General features: G+C 40.0%; 26 protein-coding genes and 2 pseudogenes. 20 read left to right on the top strand and 8 right to left on the bottom strand.

Features of this window, described 5'->3' with window-relative positions:
- Nucleotides 1-177: 177 nt before the first annotated feature.
- The 8 genes and pseudogenes from CIK88_RS10670 to CIK88_RS12650 all read right to left on the bottom strand — a co-directional run.
- A complete protein-coding gene (locus tag CIK88_RS10670; protein ID WP_094436558.1) occupies nucleotides 178-939 on the bottom strand; it encodes a 1-acyl-sn-glycerol-3-phosphate acyltransferase in 762 nt (253 codons plus the stop codon).
- 3 nt (nucleotides 940-942) lie between these two features.
- The gene (locus CIK88_RS10675) at nucleotides 943-1,905 is read right to left on the bottom strand and encodes a metallophosphoesterase (protein ID WP_094436379.1); all 963 of its coding nucleotides are present in this window, start codon (nucleotides 1,903-1,905) and stop codon (nucleotides 943-945) included.
- Nucleotides 1,902-2,684 (bottom strand): vitamin B12 dependent-methionine synthase activation domain-containing protein, encoded by a 783-nt coding sequence (locus CIK88_RS10680; RefSeq protein WP_094436381.1) that lies wholly within the window; start codon nucleotides 2,682-2,684, stop codon nucleotides 1,902-1,904. Before CIK88_RS10680 ends, CIK88_RS10675 begins: the two co-directional genes overlap by 4 nt.
- Nucleotides 2,681-4,003 (bottom strand): dihydroorotase, encoded by a 1,323-nt coding sequence (locus CIK88_RS10685; protein WP_094436383.1) that lies wholly within the window; start codon nucleotides 4,001-4,003, stop codon nucleotides 2,681-2,683. Before CIK88_RS10685 ends, CIK88_RS10680 begins: the two co-directional genes overlap by 4 nt.
- Before the next feature lie 4 nt (nucleotides 4,004-4,007).
- Entirely contained in the window at nucleotides 4,008-4,778 is a 771-nt protein-coding gene (locus tag CIK88_RS10690; protein ID WP_094389640.1) for a DUF4369 domain-containing protein, read from the bottom strand.
- Nucleotides 4,779-4,866: 88 nt separating this feature from the next.
- Entirely contained in the window at nucleotides 4,867-5,268 is a 402-nt protein-coding gene (locus CIK88_RS10695) for a hypothetical protein (RefSeq protein ID WP_094436385.1), read from the bottom strand.
- On the bottom strand, nucleotides 5,252-5,605 hold the full coding sequence (locus tag CIK88_RS10700) for a septum formation initiator family protein (protein ID WP_254046345.1): 354 nt from the start codon (nucleotides 5,603-5,605) through the stop codon (nucleotides 5,252-5,254). Before CIK88_RS10700 ends, CIK88_RS10695 begins: the two co-directional genes overlap by 17 nt.
- Before the next feature lie 224 nt (nucleotides 5,606-5,829).
- Nucleotides 5,830-6,046: pseudogene (locus CIK88_RS12650) on the bottom strand (hypothetical protein); the annotation flags it as partial.
- A gap of 41 nt (nucleotides 6,047-6,087) precedes the next feature.
- Between CIK88_RS12650 and CIK88_RS10705 the strand changes: the two are divergent.
- The 20 genes and pseudogenes from CIK88_RS10705 to CIK88_RS10800 form a co-directional block, all read left to right on the top strand.
- Nucleotides 6,088-6,606: pseudogene (locus tag CIK88_RS10705) on the top strand (DUF3871 family protein); the annotation flags it as partial.
- A 54-nt stretch (nucleotides 6,607-6,660) separates the two neighbouring features.
- Nucleotides 6,661-7,011: a hypothetical protein gene (locus CIK88_RS10710; RefSeq protein WP_144269608.1), complete on the top strand. Its 351-nt coding sequence runs from the start codon at nucleotides 6,661-6,663 to the stop codon at nucleotides 7,009-7,011.
- A gap of 450 nt (nucleotides 7,012-7,461) precedes the next feature.
- On the top strand, nucleotides 7,462-7,884 hold the full coding sequence (locus CIK88_RS10715; protein ID WP_094436391.1) for a hypothetical protein: 423 nt from the start codon (nucleotides 7,462-7,464) through the stop codon (nucleotides 7,882-7,884).
- A 12-nt stretch (nucleotides 7,885-7,896) separates the two neighbouring features.
- Nucleotides 7,897-8,412, top strand: a complete 516-nt coding sequence (locus tag CIK88_RS10720; protein WP_094436393.1) for a hypothetical protein — start codon at nucleotides 7,897-7,899, stop codon at nucleotides 8,410-8,412.
- A 36-nt stretch (nucleotides 8,413-8,448) separates the two neighbouring features.
- Nucleotides 8,449-9,051: a hypothetical protein gene (locus CIK88_RS10725; protein ID WP_094436395.1), complete on the top strand. Its 603-nt coding sequence runs from the start codon at nucleotides 8,449-8,451 to the stop codon at nucleotides 9,049-9,051.
- Between the two features lie 14 nt (nucleotides 9,052-9,065).
- Nucleotides 9,066-9,485 (top strand): hypothetical protein, encoded by a 420-nt coding sequence (locus CIK88_RS10730; protein WP_094436397.1) that lies wholly within the window; start codon nucleotides 9,066-9,068, stop codon nucleotides 9,483-9,485.
- Nucleotides 9,486-9,965: 480 nt separating this feature from the next.
- Complete coding sequence (locus CIK88_RS10735; RefSeq protein WP_094436399.1) at nucleotides 9,966-10,526, top strand: hypothetical protein; 561 nt, start codon at nucleotides 9,966-9,968, stop codon at nucleotides 10,524-10,526.
- A 98-nt stretch (nucleotides 10,527-10,624) separates the two neighbouring features.
- A complete protein-coding gene (locus CIK88_RS10740) occupies nucleotides 10,625-11,002 on the top strand; it encodes a LytTR family DNA-binding domain-containing protein (RefSeq protein WP_094436401.1) in 378 nt (125 codons plus the stop codon).
- Complete coding sequence (locus CIK88_RS10745; protein WP_094436403.1) at nucleotides 10,999-12,177, top strand: penicillin-binding transpeptidase domain-containing protein; 1,179 nt, start codon at nucleotides 10,999-11,001, stop codon at nucleotides 12,175-12,177. Before CIK88_RS10740 ends, CIK88_RS10745 begins: the two co-directional genes overlap by 4 nt.
- A gap of 7 nt (nucleotides 12,178-12,184) precedes the next feature.
- A complete protein-coding gene (locus CIK88_RS10750) occupies nucleotides 12,185-12,532 on the top strand; it encodes a hypothetical protein (RefSeq protein ID WP_094436405.1) in 348 nt (115 codons plus the stop codon).
- A 16-nt stretch (nucleotides 12,533-12,548) separates the two neighbouring features.
- Nucleotides 12,549-12,884, top strand: coding sequence for a hypothetical protein (locus tag CIK88_RS10755; RefSeq protein WP_094436407.1), 336 nt, complete (start codon nucleotides 12,549-12,551; stop codon nucleotides 12,882-12,884).
- 93 nt (nucleotides 12,885-12,977) lie between these two features.
- The gene (locus CIK88_RS10760; protein WP_094436409.1) at nucleotides 12,978-13,373 is read left to right on the top strand and encodes a hypothetical protein; all 396 of its coding nucleotides are present in this window, start codon (nucleotides 12,978-12,980) and stop codon (nucleotides 13,371-13,373) included.
- Nucleotides 13,370-13,747, top strand: a complete 378-nt coding sequence (locus CIK88_RS10765; protein WP_094436411.1) for a DUF1810 family protein — start codon at nucleotides 13,370-13,372, stop codon at nucleotides 13,745-13,747. The genes CIK88_RS10760 and CIK88_RS10765 overlap by 4 nt, the downstream gene beginning before the upstream one ends.
- A 29-nt stretch (nucleotides 13,748-13,776) precedes the next feature.
- Nucleotides 13,777-14,136 carry a hypothetical protein gene (locus CIK88_RS10770; protein ID WP_094436413.1) on the top strand — a complete coding sequence of 120 codons (360 nt, stop codon included), beginning with the start codon at nucleotides 13,777-13,779 and terminating at the stop codon, nucleotides 14,134-14,136.
- Nucleotides 14,137-14,203: 67 nt separating this feature from the next.
- Nucleotides 14,204-14,821: a hypothetical protein gene (locus tag CIK88_RS10775; RefSeq protein ID WP_094436415.1), complete on the top strand. Its 618-nt coding sequence runs from the start codon at nucleotides 14,204-14,206 to the stop codon at nucleotides 14,819-14,821.
- A gap of 311 nt (nucleotides 14,822-15,132) precedes the next feature.
- Nucleotides 15,133-15,555: a DUF6717 family protein gene (locus tag CIK88_RS10780; RefSeq protein WP_094436417.1), complete on the top strand. Its 423-nt coding sequence runs from the start codon at nucleotides 15,133-15,135 to the stop codon at nucleotides 15,553-15,555.
- On the top strand, nucleotides 15,549-15,767 hold the full coding sequence (locus CIK88_RS10785) for a hypothetical protein (protein WP_094436419.1): 219 nt from the start codon (nucleotides 15,549-15,551) through the stop codon (nucleotides 15,765-15,767). Before CIK88_RS10780 ends, CIK88_RS10785 begins: the two co-directional genes overlap by 7 nt.
- A gap of 169 nt (nucleotides 15,768-15,936) precedes the next feature.
- A complete protein-coding gene (locus CIK88_RS10790) occupies nucleotides 15,937-16,296 on the top strand; it encodes a hypothetical protein (protein ID WP_094436421.1) in 360 nt (119 codons plus the stop codon).
- A 393-nt stretch (nucleotides 16,297-16,689) separates the two neighbouring features.
- Nucleotides 16,690-17,055 (top strand): hypothetical protein, encoded by a 366-nt coding sequence (locus CIK88_RS10795; RefSeq protein ID WP_094436423.1) that lies wholly within the window; start codon nucleotides 16,690-16,692, stop codon nucleotides 17,053-17,055.
- 105 nt (nucleotides 17,056-17,160) lie between these two features.
- Nucleotides 17,161-17,547, top strand: a complete 387-nt coding sequence (locus CIK88_RS10800; RefSeq protein WP_094436425.1) for a hypothetical protein — start codon at nucleotides 17,161-17,163, stop codon at nucleotides 17,545-17,547.
- Nucleotides 17,548-17,625: the final 78 nt, after the last annotated feature.

Below are 17,625 nucleotides of genomic sequence, written 5' to 3' on the forward strand. Positions count from 1 at the left end.
AAAAGAAAATTGCTCAGTTTATTTCTGAGCAATATTCTTAATTCTTGATGGCTATATATGAGCATCGCGCATACGCTTACCATTTGGTAGTCGAGTGATCGAATATTTTTTAAAAATCGAATTTTATGGGTCTCCGCCTGCGCGTTACTGATTTGATGTCAAAGAGTCGCTTCAAGACTATTGGTCGGGATTTTCCACATAGCCCTGATATTCTGGAGTCAATGACGACATCACCGAATCATAGGCCTGGTGCATCGTGGCTTGAATATTCTGAGAACCCTGTCCAATAGGATAAATGGGCTGATGGATAGTGAGTTTGAGCGGATGCCATGTAGCAAAATGACAATCTTTCATGCGAGGCATGACATTGAAAGAACCATTGATAGTCAGCGGAACTACTGGCAACTGGAGTTCATCAGCCAATGCAAATGCACCTTTCTTAAACTTACCCATGTGTCCGGTGAAGCTACGCGCACCTTCAGGGAATACCACAACACTACAATTGCCATGCTGCAAGGTTTCGCGTGCTTTGTCGTAGGTGGCTTTCACATGACTCGGACCGCGCTTATCTACAAAGATTTGGTGAGACTTTCTGCAGGCATAGCCCACAAAAGGAATGCGGCCCAACTGATATTTCATCATCCATTTGAAATTACGACCGAGGAAGCCATAGATGAGGAAAATGTCGAAAGCACCCTGATGGTTGGCAACAAAAACATACGACTGGTTGGGTTCCAAGTGCTCACGTCCCTCTATAGTGACGGGCAACAGGAATATGCGGGCAATGACTTTTGCCCACCAGCGACCGGGGTAATAGCCCCAATAGTGACCATTGCCTAATGTGCAACCTACGCCAACAAGGAATGCTGTCCATATAGTCATCAGCACAGTAACGGGAAGTGCTACCAGGATTTGGTATATACGATAAAGGTATTTCATCATTTATAGTGTTTTCTTTAATGTGATTACTACTATTTCGCCTGATATGCCAAGGCGGAAAGGAATGAGTCCGCCAAGTCCTGTGGATACAAACAAGTGGCGACGGCCTTCATGGTAAAGACCTCCCCACTCATCGTATGTGAAGGATACAGGTGACCACCCGAACAGTCGGAGTTGACCGCCATGGGTGTGTCCGCTAAGGGTCAGTTGTGCCCATGATTCGGGCAGTATGCGCGCGCGCCAAGCCGACGGGTCGTGCTCGAGCATAACAACAAATGCACTGCGCTGCAGTCCAGCGAGTGTCTTGCCTACATCGCCACGATGGGGCATGCGCTTGGCAACACCCCAATTTTCCATTCCTGCAACGATAAGCGAATCGCTGCCACGACGTATCGTGCGGTGTTCGTTCAGCAACAGTTGCCATCCGGCACGGCGCTCGTATTCGCAGGTCAACCGGCAGTTGGCGGCTTTTGTTGCCGAATCTGCCTTTTGATAAACAGCATAGTCGTGATTGCCCAAAACCGAATAGACACCATCGGGAGCCTTCAGTCGCGAGAGCTGGGCAAGATGTTCGGGGAGTTCGTGTGATTCGATATTTTGCAAATCACCCGTAAACACGATCATGTCGGCTCGTTGATTCATGATACTGTCCACCGCTCGTTGAAGCATGGCTTTGCGCCAACCCGTCATCGTTCCGACATGGGCATCGGAAAACTGCACGATGCGATAGCCGTCAAAGGCCTGGGGAAGGTCGGAACAGACTATCGTCACAGGACGTACTGTCAATTGTTGCGAACCAAATGTCCAGCCATAAGCAGTCAAGAGGATGATCACTGCCGCACCGACGACGCCTATCTTGCATCGCCAGCGTCGTGGCAACAGCCAGCGGCAGACGCCATAACACAGCAAAGGTGCAATGACGAAACCTATCAGCAGGAATATCCCATTAACGTATTGAACCATCATAGATTAGAACTCAAGAATTTTCTTACTACCTCGACAGGAAGCCCACGCCTTTTGGCATAGTCAGTCAACTGGTCATGGCCTATACGTCCTATAGAGAAATAATGTGCTTGGGGCAGGGAAATCATCAGTCCGCTTACACTGGCATGGGGCTTCATCGCCCCACTCTCTGTCAGTCGGATGCCTATCTGCTTGAGGTCTATCATTTCGTCCAACACGAAATTGACACTCGTGTCAGGCAATGACGGATAGCCGATAGCCGGACGAATACCTACAAAACGCTCGGCATGAAGTTCGTCTATCGACAATTGTTCGTCGGGAGCATAGCCCCAATAGGTGCGTCTTACCGACTCGTGCATCTTCTCGGCAGCAGCCTCAGCCAATCGGTCAGCCAACAACTGCACCATCATTTTCATATAAGGATCGGTATCGAAATCACGCTCTAAACCATGGTCAACACTGGTGGCAAAGACACCAATACGGTCTTTCACCCCAGACGAAGACGGACGGATAAAATCGGAAAGACACAGACAATCGCCCGACTGCTGTCGCAATAATGGGATACGATGACCTCCTGCCATGATGTCATCGCCATCGGCATTGGCTTCCAACAGTTCAAAGAGCGCATAGACCTGATACTTTCCGTTGAGTTCTGCCAACACGGCTTCGGCATCCTTGCGTTGCCGCTGTTGAGCCTCAGCATCGCGCAACTGCCATGCATAATAGAAATAAATCCAATTGATGTATGGCACCAACTCACTTATCTCGTAGGTCAGCTTCATCGGAATGCAATCTCTTCTCCTATATAATCTGTATCAACCTTACCGTTGGCATACACCGTATGACCATTGCACAGGGTGCGTTCCACCTGCCAGAGATAGGTGTGTCCTTCCATGGGACTCCATCCACACTTGCTCTGTATGCAGTCGCGAGTCACCGTCCAGGCATGATCGGGACGTACCAATACCATATCGGCATGATAGCCCGGACGCAGGAATCCACGTTGACGAACGCTGAAAAGGCGCGCAGGCTGATGACACATCAACTCCACCAGTCGGTCGATGGTGAGTATGCCTTGATTGACAAGTTCGAGCATGGTGACCAATGAGAACTGTATCATCGGCATTCCACTGGCAGCCCGTTTGCATCCGCCTTCTTTCTGACTCAACAGATGGGGCGCATGGTCTGTACCTATAACACTGATGCGACCATCGGTCAATGCCTGTTGTAAGGCATGTCGATCGCCAACGGTTTTGATGGCTGGGTTGCACTTAATACGGGTACCAAGGGCATTGTAGTCGCGGTCACAGAAGTAAAGATGTGCCACAGTAGCCTCTGCGGTGATATGTGGATAAGCCACAGGATCGATAAGAGTCAGTTCCTTGGCTGTAGTAAGGTGTGCCACATGGAAATGAGTATCATACTTGCGAGCCAGTTCTACAGCGAGACGGGTACTCTCGTAGCACGCTTCTTCACTGCGTATCTCTGGATGATGCGTCACTTTGGGGTCAGGCCCATAAAGGCGCTGTGCCTCCGCCATGTTACGGCCAATGATTTGCGTATCTTCACAATGTGCCATCAACGGCAACGGTGACTCTGCAAAAATGCGCTCCAAGGCCGCCCGCTTATCTACCAACATATTACCGGTAGAAGAACCCATGAAGAGTTTGATACCCGGTATGCGGTGGATATCGAGCGAACTGAAAGTATCTACATTGTCGTTGGTAGCACCATAGAAGAAGCTGTAATTGACATGGCTTTCTTTACTGGCGCGTGCAAACTTATCGGCAAGAGCCTCTGGTGTGGTGGTCTGCGGAACGGTGTTAGGCATGTCGAAAAACGAAGTAACACCTCCGGCTGCAGCGGCACGGCTCTCACTGTCGATATCTGCCTTGTCGGTCAGTCCGGGTTCACGAAAATGCACATGGTCGTCAATGACACCTGGTAATACGTAGCATCCCGAAGCATCGATACACTCGTCATACGATGCTTCGGGATGATGGTCTGTCACTTCAAGGATGCGCCCGTCGCTGATGATGATATCAGCATCAAATACGCGTCCTTCATTAACAATGGTTCCTCCTGATATGATTGTTTTCATACTGTTACTTTTGTGGCACAGTAGTCAGCCGTGCTGACGGTTGCTGCGATGCAGGAGGGGCTGGAGGAGTTGGCGCTTCTTCCAGTCCATTCATGCGCTGCTCGTTTTCCTGTGCGGTCTTATAGTAGTTCTTGACATAAGGATCTTCCTTGAAAACCTTTGTGGCTTTCGACATCAAGTCTTCAATCTGCGGGGTAAGGATAGGATAACGATACTGGCTGGTAATCATCATAAACACACCAGGACCCAGCACATTATCGAAGTTAGCCTCTATGAATTTGGTGACAAGACGGTCTTCGTCGCTGGCTATCTTGGCGGCTTCTACCGATAGTTGCTCATTGATCGCAGCCTCGTCTATGCCGTCAAGCAACATCTGACTCTGCTTGTGCGAGAGCTCGTTCATCTGGTTTGACAAGCGGTTGTGTTCTTCTATAAACACATAAAGTGAATCGTTGAGCGGAGTGCCACTTACGATCTGGCGACCAGCCTCAATCTTCACTACGATGTCGCCCTTCTCCAGTACGATGGGCATCACACTCTCATCGTCCATATACAGACTGGCCATGCGAATACTGTCGAGTGTACCCGAGAAGTGAAATTCACCATGTACCACCTCACACGAGTCGAGATTTTTCAGTTGATTGTTCTTGATAGCTTTCAGATAAAGTTTACTGCCATCAAGGGCGGTAATCGACGATGAACCTTCCACATTATACGATCCGACACACGAAGTAAGTGCGGCCGCAAGAGCAAGAGTATATAGAATTTTCTTCATAGACAATTTCGTTTGTTGCTACAAAAGTACTACGATGGTATGAAAACACGGAATATTTTTGCGCAATTTAATATATTTGTGCAAATATTTAGAGTTTTTTTGCCTCTTTTTCCAGTTCGTGAGCTATTCTATGGGTTGTATAGAGTTGCAGTATGGCACCCAAAAGCACCAAAACAATCCAGTTGTTGTGCACATATTGCAAATAGACCAGGAAATCGAGACCGAGGAAATTGGAATTATTCGCCAACATCATCAAGCCTGCCAACAAAAACAGCACATCGCTGATGAGCATGATGCGGCGAAGGCGGCGCACAGTGATATTGGTTCCGTCATAACGCTGCTGCATCTGCATCGCAGCATACAAAAGTGCACCGGGGGCAAAGGCATAAGCCGCCCACGGCTGCAAAAAAAGGCTGGCGCCAGCGCCAACCACCATCAGCATACCACCTGCCAAAAGGAGGTAGCTCTCTATCTTATTCAGTTGTCTCATTATTACTATTAAATGGTGATTGCGTCCGCGGATCGTCACTCAACACAAAGATATCCTCATCGTCAGCCTTCATAAAATAGCGTTCACGGGCTATCTTTCTCATTGCATTAGGGTCACTGTCCAACAGGCGTATCTGCATCTGGTCATTATTATATCGGTCAGTATATTCTTTGATTTCGTCTTTCAGTTCAACGATACGGCGTTTATTGCGGTGAACATTCCACAAACTATTCTCGCCGACGACACCCAGCAATAGTATTGCGACTATCGTTACGATGCCGTATTTCAACCACTTACGGTGGTACAAACTGATCATTATCTCTTTCAGATGCTTCATCGGGAGGCAAAGTTACGAAAAAAAGTTGTAACTGATTACAGATTTTAGAAGATTAACGTATTTCCTCCTAAAATATCCGTAAACCCATCCCACTGCACTGCTCGATATAAGTGTTGGCGTCCCCCCTGTGGAGATTATAGAGAAGGAGTAGAGGGGAATGGAAAGGCATAGGCATGGCTTGCACCATTTGTTACTTGTTACTTGTTACTTGTTGATTTATCGAGCTATATTTGGCTGGTTCGTATATTTTCGCTGTCTTTACCCCAAATGATAGAATATATGAAGAAACTACTATGTATTATTGCGTTGGCATTGGATGTCCTGATCCGCTTGGCTGGTATAGAGACAAACCTGAAGACAAACGCTTTTATGCGACTTGTTGTATTGAGTCCGAACCTCTTTACGTCAAAGTCTTTGGATAATGGTCTTGTAGAAGTTACGTCAATGACCTCTTGACATGTTGGGGGTGATGCCATGGACCAGTCCCCGTGACACGACGCGTTGCTATCGGGTTAAAAAATACAGTATGTTGCAATATGTGTATTTTCACTGACGGCTACAAAGGAGAGTTAAGAGTTAGTAGTACAAGAGAACTGTATCAAAGAGATATGGAACTGTTTAGCATGTTCAACCCTGCAAAACAAATCCATTTGATGCAGCAACTGTGCAACTCTTCACTTTCGGAGCATCAATTTTGCCAGATTCTTGGTTGTATGCGTCTTTATCAGTATCTACCCATGAGACTGCAAAGGGATATACCACGTTTATTAATTACTGATACACAGATTAACAACGTGGCAAAGTCCTATATCTCAGATGAAGACTTTGGGAGCTATGGAACAGATATAAATATGTGGAACTTTTATAACCTTCTTACAGGTGCAAATAAATCCTCATATATTGATATGTTCTTAGACCGCTCACTTAATGCTTCAGAGATTGCTATGGGTATTAACGGAGCACTACACGGAGAAGAGCGTTATAAATGGTTCATTGATTAACTAACTTGAGGAATATCTCAGAAATGAGGTGTTCCCCTTAAATTTGGAAAGATTATGCAAACAATGAGTTTTAAATGGTGTTCCAAAGGTTGCTTTATTGAAGCTATCGAGGTTTTCTTAAATCCATACTTCTACCTAATTAATAATAAAAGTCCTAATTATAGCGGTTGGGAGACACATAAAATACAGTATGGCTTAAAAATCATATATGTAACGTTAAGAGCCAAAGAAGTAGATTATGACAAAGAAATGATTAAAACTGTTAAACAACCTTGGTTCGCTTACAATTCTGTGAAGTATGAGGTTAAACCAAACTCATACGGAATAGAAGAGATTTGGTTTCTTAGGGACAAAGGTTGCTTTGTTGTTGGTGAGAAGTTGGAACTATGGAGAGTTTATAGTTAATAATTGGGTGGGGCATCAAAAACGGTGCTCTACCTTACTGTTTTAATGCCGTTCTTCTCCGATCCAGAATCAATTTTATTAAAAATTGCTAATAATTTGTAGGTTTTGTGCTAAATATGAATTTCTTTTTGTATATTAGCGGCGAGTTTCAAGTGCTCCGTAGTGTTGGGGCGCGTTTTAATGGCTCAAACTTATTAAAAAAAGAGCGATTGTTGCTTATCCTTTACTGAAATCTGGACAATTTCGGCTACTTGGGATAAATACAATATGCTCACACTGTTTGGATTATTGTACCCGTATGGGAATGGTATATCTAAAAGGTGTGGGCTTTTGTCTATTATCAAGTAGCAGGTAGTCCAGAACCTCAATAAGATAGTTTTCAATAGTCCCACACTCTTTAACAATAATCCGCTTTTATCTTGGGAACTGAGAGCATAAATTGGAAACGACATGAAAAAGTTGATGATGATTTTTGTTGTGCAGTTGGTAACAATGACAGTTTCTGCACAAGTCCCTTTAGTTGGGTACAATCCCGTTATCGTTGATAACAATGGAAATCGTGTAAATATTGATGGTTCACCGTACAATCAAGAGTACAACAACCAGTATAATCAGTATCAGCAGGCTCCCTCAGAAGTTACAACAACACGTGGTATTTTTTACAGTAAGGCGGATAATGATTGGTTTCAAATTCTTATTAAAGTAGATTACTCTGGTCGCTATCCGAGATTAGTAGGAGTTAAGGGTAAATATGGCGAATGGGAAAAGTATAATGACAAAGCACGGGAGGTGTCATTTACAGATGACGAGTATTTAAGACGTAATTTCTGTCATAAAGTATATCTTCTACAATATGGTTGGATATATTTTTAGAGTCAATAAGTTATGAATAAGAAAAGATTATTTCACTTCGGACAAGTGGTAATAATATCACTTGCTCTACTGTTCGCCCCAACTATAAGTTACAATGTAGATGCTGCAACACAACAGGGTGGGGTAATGTATAGTTATGGTGTGCACAAAATTGACAAGTCAAAACTTATCAGGAATTTGCGTGGAAACGCTTCCTCTTATATAGATTATATGCGAAATCATGGATGGTCTTCCTACTATGTAGAAGAGTTCCAACATGCTTATACAAGATTTATGGCGGCATTAGATGATCCAAGGAATCCTTATAGATTTTATTCAGATGATTTCGGAAATATGACAGATACCAAAGGTGAGTTTAATAATCAGGATTATGATGATTATTGGTATGATAATAGAGGACAGAGGATTAGCGGATATGAATATAGCAACTTAAAAGAAAGCAAGAAGAAAAATTTCCACAAATTCAATGCTAATATGCAGTTTGTGAAATTTTTCAACCAAATAGCAGAGGAGATGATTAAGAAATAAAGTTGAGAGCATTATCATCTTTATAACTGTCATATTATGAATGATGAGATAAAGGAATGGATATGGTGGGGTATCTTGATAATTGTTGGGGCAATTATCTGGAGATCGTGTGAGTCTTGCGGTAAAACTCAGAATTCAAGCCAAGAGACCAATTCCTCTCCTACAGTATTTCAGACGCAAAAGAATCAGAATGCACCGGTAACGAGGAATAATAGCGCACCATCAAATAGTAGCGTAAATGAAAGCAACTCCACTATAACAATAACAGAGAGTTCAAGTTATTCTATTTCTTCGACTAACAATGACTCAAATAAAAGTTATGTTAATTATGAGGAAACATCTGACTGTGTCGATGGCATCGTAGTATATGAGGGAGAAAATGATTACTATATTGTTGAAACACGCAAAGGCTGTTCTATTGTTGAAAGGTATTCTGGAAGACTGAATGAGGGTGATAAAGTAAGAGGTGAATTAAATAAATACAAATATCATTATCTTATTAATTTTGAGAATGATTCCGAAACAAAAATCTATGTTGAAGACTACATGCTTTCGGATGATCGTGCAATAGAATGGATGGGAGAGCACAGACAATTAAAAGTAGAAGATCAAAGGCAATATGATTTAAATGATGACTAATAAATGAAAATAGCATGAAAGGATTTCTTTGTTTTATTGTTGCCGCTGTTGGTTACTTAATTTTAGGGCTTATTGCGTGGAATATCGTTTGCTCAAATTTAGAGATTGGCAGTAAAACGCTTATAGAGTTGGCAGACTATAAATTGTACACTAATTCAGCTTTGACAGTTATTGTTTCTTGTTGTATTTGGGCTTTAACTGATAGTAACAAGTTCGTTTCAAGAAAAGATTATGATGCTTATCTCTGGATGATATTCATAGTTGCAGGCGTTGACTTAGGAATAGCTATTGCTGTGAATCATTGGGAAACGGTGTGGGACACGGTAGCGATAATTTTTACACTTTTATACAATGTAATCAATATCGGTCTAATAGCTCTTTATCTATTTATTCCAATGTCTAATGTTAAAAAGGACGGTTCAACAGATAGTTAAAACGGTAAAATTGAGGATAACAATTAATGATCCGTTGACTAATCTACTGAATAAAAACAGATATTATAAGGTTCGGCATTCTCGATAAACCGTATGTGTTGAGAATGCCATATCTCGAATGTGAAGTAAAAACGTTGATGGAATTAAGATCCGAAGTCATTCTTTGATAATGCTGGTTCTATTTCATACAACCAGACGCATATTTTATACAAATCTACATATAGTTTTATGCCTATTCAAATTATTTTTGTAATTTTGCCGAACTAAAAAAGGAATATGAAAGAATTAAATGAAAGAGCTAAAAGCCTTGGGATATTCCTTCAAGATATACAAAAAAGGTGGTCGGATTTGCCTAACTACCTCGAAGAGGCGAGGACCGTTTTAATCCGCCTGGACAATGAATCTACTTTCTGGTGAAAGTCAGTCAGTTAAGCACCTGGACTGCTGGAATAAATACAGGTGTATTTTAAAAACTCTCATATGATTATAATTAAAAACAAAAAGTGTTCAACTGACAAAATCAAGAGAGAATATCCTGATTGCGTCATTATTGATGTAACGAGTAAGGCTCAAGACGAGTTCCGAAAGCTTAGTCCTTTTTATCCACACAGTGGTATTCCTGTTAATCCTACCTCTGAACAGTATTTGTTTGGAGCATCAGTGGAAGGAATCTGGCAAGGTTTAAAAGTATTTGAAGATGAAGGACCTGATTTATATAGTCTTCATAATTCTTCAATGCGTGGATTAAAAAGAACAACTCGTGTACATGGTCGCTGCTTGGGACATGCTTATGGTGACATAATTGGTAAGAAATATATTTTACTTGGTTATGTAGAAGCTCGTAAGAAATTATATGTTCCAGCCTATAAATGGGTATTAGAGAATAAATGTGCCGATTTAGTTAATAAGATTCGTATTATTGCTCAACATAAAACAGTAATACTTCTTGATTATAATACTAATGAGGATATAGAGAGAGCAAGTAAACCTCTTTCTCATGCCTCAATCTTAAAGAGGTATATTGAAAATACCCTCGTATGACAGATTTCATACAACCAGACGCATATTATATACAAATAAAGCACATTCTTCATTGATATTTGAACCAAATCTATTAAATTTGCCGAAAAATTCAGATAGTGAGCAACAAAGTACTGATCATATCGAATGCCAACGAAATCGTTAGGGTAAGACCTGAGAGGATCGTTTACGTGGAGTCAGATGGTAACTACTCCACTATGGTGCTGCATGACAAAACGGAATATGTGTTTACGATGAATCTGGCTCATTGTCAGCAGATGATGGAAGATCAGCTTGGCAAAGAGGCTATAACATTTATCCGAATTGGTAAGTCGCTGATTGTTAATCGTGCGTACATCTTTAAGATTAATGTCAACAAGCAACAGTTAGTAATGTCAAACATGGACGTGAATCAGGCGTTTACACTACAAGCTTCAAAGGAGGCTCTTAAACAGTTGAAAACTCTGATTGAATCGGAAAAGGAGGGCAAGCTATGAATAATGACGAACTACAGGTACTCGGAACTGAGAATAGAAAAAGAAATACATGGAAATGGATAGTAGCTGCTGTTTGTGTGGTACTCTCTATTGTCAGCTATCTTATATATAATAGGTGTAGCTCTACGGATCGTTCATTACCGATGTCGCAAGAAAGATCGACTATCTCCCCTGCATTGCAATATGTCGCAGACTCTCTTTTGAATGACAAGCTAACAGAGATTAACGGCTTGCAAGGTCAGGTGATTATTATGAATGTTCAAACAGGAGAAATACTTGCTATGGCTGGTCGTGAACGTAACTTTGAAGGTAAGTTCCAACCATGCCAGAACTTTGCCTATCAACAGGAATTAGGAGCATTAACTATGACAGTATCATTATTAGTAGGATTAGAATCGGGGAAAGCTCATCTATCAGATGTTGTAGATACTGGTAATGGTGTGTGGCAGATAGATGATGATCGGATAATGAAGGATCATAACTGGCGTAGAGGCGGTTATGGTGAAGTGACATTGGATCGGGCATTAGGGGTTAGCTCGAATATCGGAATCAGTAAGATGATTTGGAGTCTTTTTAAAGGACACGAACAGGATTATTTCAACAAGCTTGACTCTATGAGTTTCGGACAGCCAAGTAGCATTGAAGGAATCGAAGGTTTGCGTCCTTCTGTCTATAGTTCCCCGAAAGATTCCGATTGGGTAAACAAGGATATTCTCTGGAGTGCGATAGGCTACAATAGGAAAATCGCCCCAATCCAGATGCTGACTTTCTATAATGCCATAGCTAATAATGGTAAGATGGTAAAGCCAACATTAGCGCCTGGCACTGCTGAGGTAGTCAATGAACAGATTGCTAAAAAAGAGAATATTGCTCTTATGCAGCAGACGTTAGAACATGTGGTTAGTCAAGGATTGGGACATAAAGCAGGTTCTGCCAAAATATTAGTGGCAGGAAAAACAGGCACTTCACAGGTTAATGAATATTATGAAGGTGACAATACTGTTTCCGAATATCAAGTAGCATTTTGTGGCTTCTTCCCTGCCAATAAGCCTAAATACAGCATGATTGTGAGCCTGAACAAAATAGGACTTCCCGCAAGCGGTGGCGGCATGGCTGGCGATGCTTTCCACAATATTGTTGAATGGATGATCGATAATGGAATGTTGAATAAATAATACTAGTATGGTAAACGATACGATTGTTAACGCAAGAAATTTCTCGGATAGGCTCTGTAATGAGGTTATCCTTTGGAGTAATGACTTCGCACGTGACCTCGGTGTTTCATATGGGGAACTATGGGCAGGTATCACCATCTTCGTAGTATTTATGATAGTGTTCTACAACGTCATTCTGTTGCTCTCATTGTACTGTCCGAAGGTAAAGAAAACCATCAGGTACACTTATTGGACGACACACGGGTTAATTGTTCTGTGTCTCTTGTTTATCTTTCTAATGGTAGGTGTTGCTGCAAAAGCTGATGCCGAATTAGATAGACCATTTATCGGAACTAAGAAGATGATTATCAAATAACGGAAACAATATTGATATGAAAAAAATAATAACAAGCATTGGTGCAGGTGATGAACTTTTCCAATTCTATGAAAATAGTTGGAAAGATGAACCTGAAAATGGGCTGAATCGCATAAAAATCCGCTACCCTATTGCCACAAGCGAAGAAAGATGGAAAGAAATTACAATGAGTGGTGAATGGTTCTTGGCTGGATATGTAGAGACAGTCTATGATTATGGTAAGTTCTTATTTGAAGAATTTACGGACGCTATGATGGCTCATTTACGTGAGGCCATTACTTCTTATACTAAATATTCTGATAATCCTATTTACAAAAAAGCATTAAAAGAACTTGGATGGGTCATAGAATAGATCATTTTAAAGAGCTCAAGAGCACGTTCTTGAACAAGCTGTAAAATAATCAGGAGTTGATTTTTTTTCATATCTTATTAGGAACTTATAATAATGAAGAATAAATATTTTGAAAAATTAAAAGAATTCCATGATAAATTAAATGTTCCTGGATTCATGTGCTATTATGAGTGTTTTATGGGAGACTTTGATGGAGATATACCATTTGATGATCATATTCAATCTCAATTTCCGGTTTTAAACAGCGCCAAATATGCTAATGGAAATGCTATTAATTCAGAAGTAGCTAAAGTATTAGGTGAATTATCTCAAATTCCTGAACCATCGGAGAATCATTATAATAAGAAGATTGAGCAAATCTTAAACTTACCTTTATCTAAGGATTTGTTCAGAGAACACTCTTTATTTCTCATGAAAGAACATTGTAAATTGTTCTCTCCTTATAGTGAAAAGGCAATTGAACTTTTAAAGAAACTTGAAACTTTATGAAGAATTATAGGATAGATCATTTTAAAAGAGCTCAAGAGCATATTCTTGAGCAGGCTATCAAGGAAATCAGAAGCGGGAAGAAAACAGGTCATTGGATCTGGTATGTATTTCCGCAAATGAAAGGACTTGGTAAAAGTGCAATGTCACAGACTTATGCTATTGAAGATAGACAACATGCATACATTTATATGAATAGTCCAGTTCTTTGTACTAACTATAGATGTTGCTGTCAAGCTATTCTCGATTCTGGTAAGACTGTATATGAAATCTTTGGGGATGATGCCGTCAAAGTTCATTCTTCAATTATGCTGATGAATTCCGTTTGGGATGATCCTGTTATTAAAGAAGTTATAAGAAGACACGGGTGGAAGTAAGCAAACTAAGAATAAATATCGTTGGTAACATGAATAAAGAATCAAAAATAATTCCGATAAACAGTACAACTGATGCGTTTAGAAATCAAACAGCGTTATTTCTACAACGTATGCTTGATGTCAATGAATGGATATTATCTTTTCCGCCTATTAAAGGAAATAAAGGGATTGATGATATGTGGATGATTGATGCAAGCCTTCCTGAATATATGCGAACTTGTAATCCAGAATGGTTTAGCTGTTATGAATACAACTGTAAAGTAATGCTCAATACGATGCATAAAGATTTGTTCAATGAGAAATCACTTGGTTGGTTCAGAGAACATCTTGAAGCATTTGCACCATATAGTGAAGGAGCACGTAAGTTATTAAAAGTTATAGAAGAGTGATAGATTTTATATCAAGGGAAATGATTTACAGGTGACATTTTCTTAATAAAATGACATTATATAGGCAATGAAACAGTTACTTTGCATATTATTCATTGGCATACTATTTTTTTCATGTGGTAATGGCACAACAAAAGGGGATTATATCGAGGCTGACACCTTATGTTCAACTCCGCAATGTGTTATCGTATTACAACCTTATGAGGATTTTAGTAAGAAAGAAGTAGAAAAACTGCTTCCCAAACTACAAAAAGCATTTGGTGAATGGTTATATGGATATTGGGAATTTAAGATTGCTAACCCAATCCGTTTACCCCAGAATAGCTATGTCAAAGAAAGGAATAGATATAGGGTCACTCCAATACTGAATTATGAATCAAAGCAGCTAACTGGATATGAGGTAATAATTGGCTTGACACATAAGGATATTTGCACAGATATTCATGGCCAGAAAGATTATGGAATAGTAGGTATAAGCAGACCACTAAAACAAGTGAGTCTCGTTTCTGATAAGCGACTTAAAGAAAAATCCTTGATGTGGAAACCTATATTGCATGAGTTTATCCATACCTTTTATGGGGCAAAGCATTGTCCCAATGACGATCCAACATGTTTCATGAAGGATGCTAAGGGGCATGGAAATTTTGAAATACAAGATAAGCTATGTGATGCATGTAAACAATAATCCATTTGGAAGATGAAAACAAGCATAATCTTTGCGGATATTGCAAGAAAATCTATGAGGGTGACATTTTATTGAAAAAAAAGATATTATATACTCTTTTCTAAAAATGTCCTTCCCGATAAAAGTTGGACTTAATTTGTGGTTTTACAGCATTTTTCCTACTCATAGCTGAATGATAGCAAAAAGTGTACCAATGTATCAAATGTCTAATAGTCAGCGATTTAATAAGATTTGGAGATTTGAATTATTCTGTTTAATTTTGAAGCGCCAAAAGGGAAACTCCCATGAGGCGATTAACTTAAAATCAATTTATGCTAACAAACTTCATTTCCTATCTCAAACTTGCATGGCGGTACATCAAAGGTGTCTGTAGCTTTCGTCACAGAGAATATGATCTTCAATTCGTCTATGATGACAACATGTGGTACATCGATATGCCGTGGCCAGGCGATCGTTATAACCTTGCCATGGTTGCAGGCTCTAACCATTTGCTGACATACCTTGATTCCAAGAAAGAAAACCGTGTGCGTGTGCTTGTACGTCCGAGTAAAAAACGCATTTCAAACTTGGAAGGTTACTTTGAGTGCGTGAAGCAATACTCTGGGTTGTTTGCAGGAGCTACTTATAAAGTCAACGGGCTTCCAGACTTTACCCGTGAAATATGGATTTGTCCCGTTACCCTTACTGTCTTAGGTCATTATCCCAACTACATTTATATTAAACAGATATGGTAGATACATTTATTAAGTTGATAATCAATATCGAAGAGGGCTGGGGAAACCACTTCGTGTATGATGTAATGCCGTTGAAGAAAAAGAGACCCGATTTGTTCCCGATGGTGCTTGCAGCCTTTGCCAACCATCCACGCTGGTTTATCAATCATCTTAAAGAAATAGAGACAATATTGGATAGATTTGATTACGTGTTTGATAAAAAAACTAAATAATTAGCATCTTCTTGCAACACTTTGCATCTTTATTACTATATTTGTGGTGTTAAAGCGACTCTATGGAGTTAGCTGCGACAGGGCGTTTAGCATATTAAGCTAAAGTTCCCACGTCCTTTTATTATTAACTGCTGATGTCTGGGAATTGGTTGGCCTATATTATGTCAACATGAAGGAAAATGTGTTTTTAGTAATTGCTTCATTGTTAAGCATTATTCTTTTTATCTCTTGTGATAATAAGAGTGAGAAAAAAAATGATGATGGCGAGAGAATTATATTTGTTAATAGTGCAGAAGATATTGGTACTAAAGGAAAAGGACACTATATTAATACTAATAAAGAATACAGGGATCGAGATGGCGTGAGATGGTCTAAGGATAACATATGGGCTCCGGGGCCAAATGAATCTTTAAATGACGCAAGTCACAAAGAAAAAATGAGAGCATTTGAAGGATCTGGACAAGAAGACCAATATGAAGAAGGCTATAAGGATGGCTATAATGCCGCAAAAAGCGAGTTGGAAGACTAACAATCTAATGTTATGGAATCAGTTTCTAAAAAAGTGCTATTAGGAGCTTTCTGTTTTCTACAGCTATCGGTTTATGCTTATAGAGACAGGCCAGTAGATGATAGTGATTATGTTTCACCATATCCAATTATCATCAGTATTGTGATTCTTGCCTTTTTTGGCATCTTATGGTTATTTGATAAAATCAGAGGTAAATGATGAATAATTAGCGCATGCCCATTTCGGAGGAAATAATAAAGGTAGATAATCTCCCGATTTAAATGGGATTATTTCTTCAATGCATGTTTGACGTCAATGAATGGATATTAATATGAATAATAAAGAATACGACAAACATAATTGCATCGTCTGGCCACAATTTTTAATTAATAAATAACTAAAAATTATTAAGCTATGGTTTATAACAAAGTAAGTTTCGAGGGAGTTGTCAAATACAATTTTAGTGATGTAGAGACAAACTCTGCCATGAGATTTGAAAGTAATACTCTATATTTTAGAGGTGTTTCTATCCCAATAAGGAAAACATTATGGAACTCATTCATTAGCGAATTCAGTTATCGTCACTTTACTAATGAAACATATCACACTATAAAATTTCTCATAACGCCTGATGGTGGTTATATGGTAAAGAGTTATTCAGGAAATAGGGCTGATAATTTTATTGGTAAATTTATGAGCATAGGAATGGAAGACAGATGGAGTTCGCCTCTTTATAGTGAATCAGAGTTCAGAATGCCTAAAGATGATGACGAGTGGTAAATAGTGATTGAAAGTGAGCGTAAAGAACTGCTAGAGGACATTAGGAACTGACACAAGTTATCCTCTTTAGCATCATATCAACGTTATATGTAAATCCATAATAATATGAGTACAATAGAAGAACTCCGAATACAGAACGAGGCTTTAGAAAGATCTCCCGAATACCAAAGGATAATCCCCGAGGTAATGAAAGAGGTCTATACCCAGTTTGTCAATGAGAGGATTAAACAGGAAGAGAAATGGCTAGAAATGGATGACTCAGACGATCCGTTCTATGATGGTTCAGGCGAGTCCATGAAAGTTTCTATAAGTAAGAGAATTGCCGAAGCAAAAAGATTGCTGCCTTCCAATCCTGAGCAAGCAGCCGAATTATTCATGCAGCTTGGTTGCTGTCATACTCTATGGGCATTACAAAAGTGCATCCTAAAAGAGAAATACGACATTACTTGGTACACTCCTGCAGAACTTCATCCAGAGATCAAATATGATTAGCTTGGATCTAAGGGAGTAGATTACATGGGTGACAATTTAGACCACGACTTTATTGAATTAGAATACGAAGACAAATAC

Origin of the sequence: Prevotella sp. P5-50 (assembly GCF_002251295.1) — a bacterium.
In the GTDB taxonomy this organism is placed as follows: Bacteria; Bacteroidota; Bacteroidia; order Bacteroidales; family Bacteroidaceae; genus Prevotella.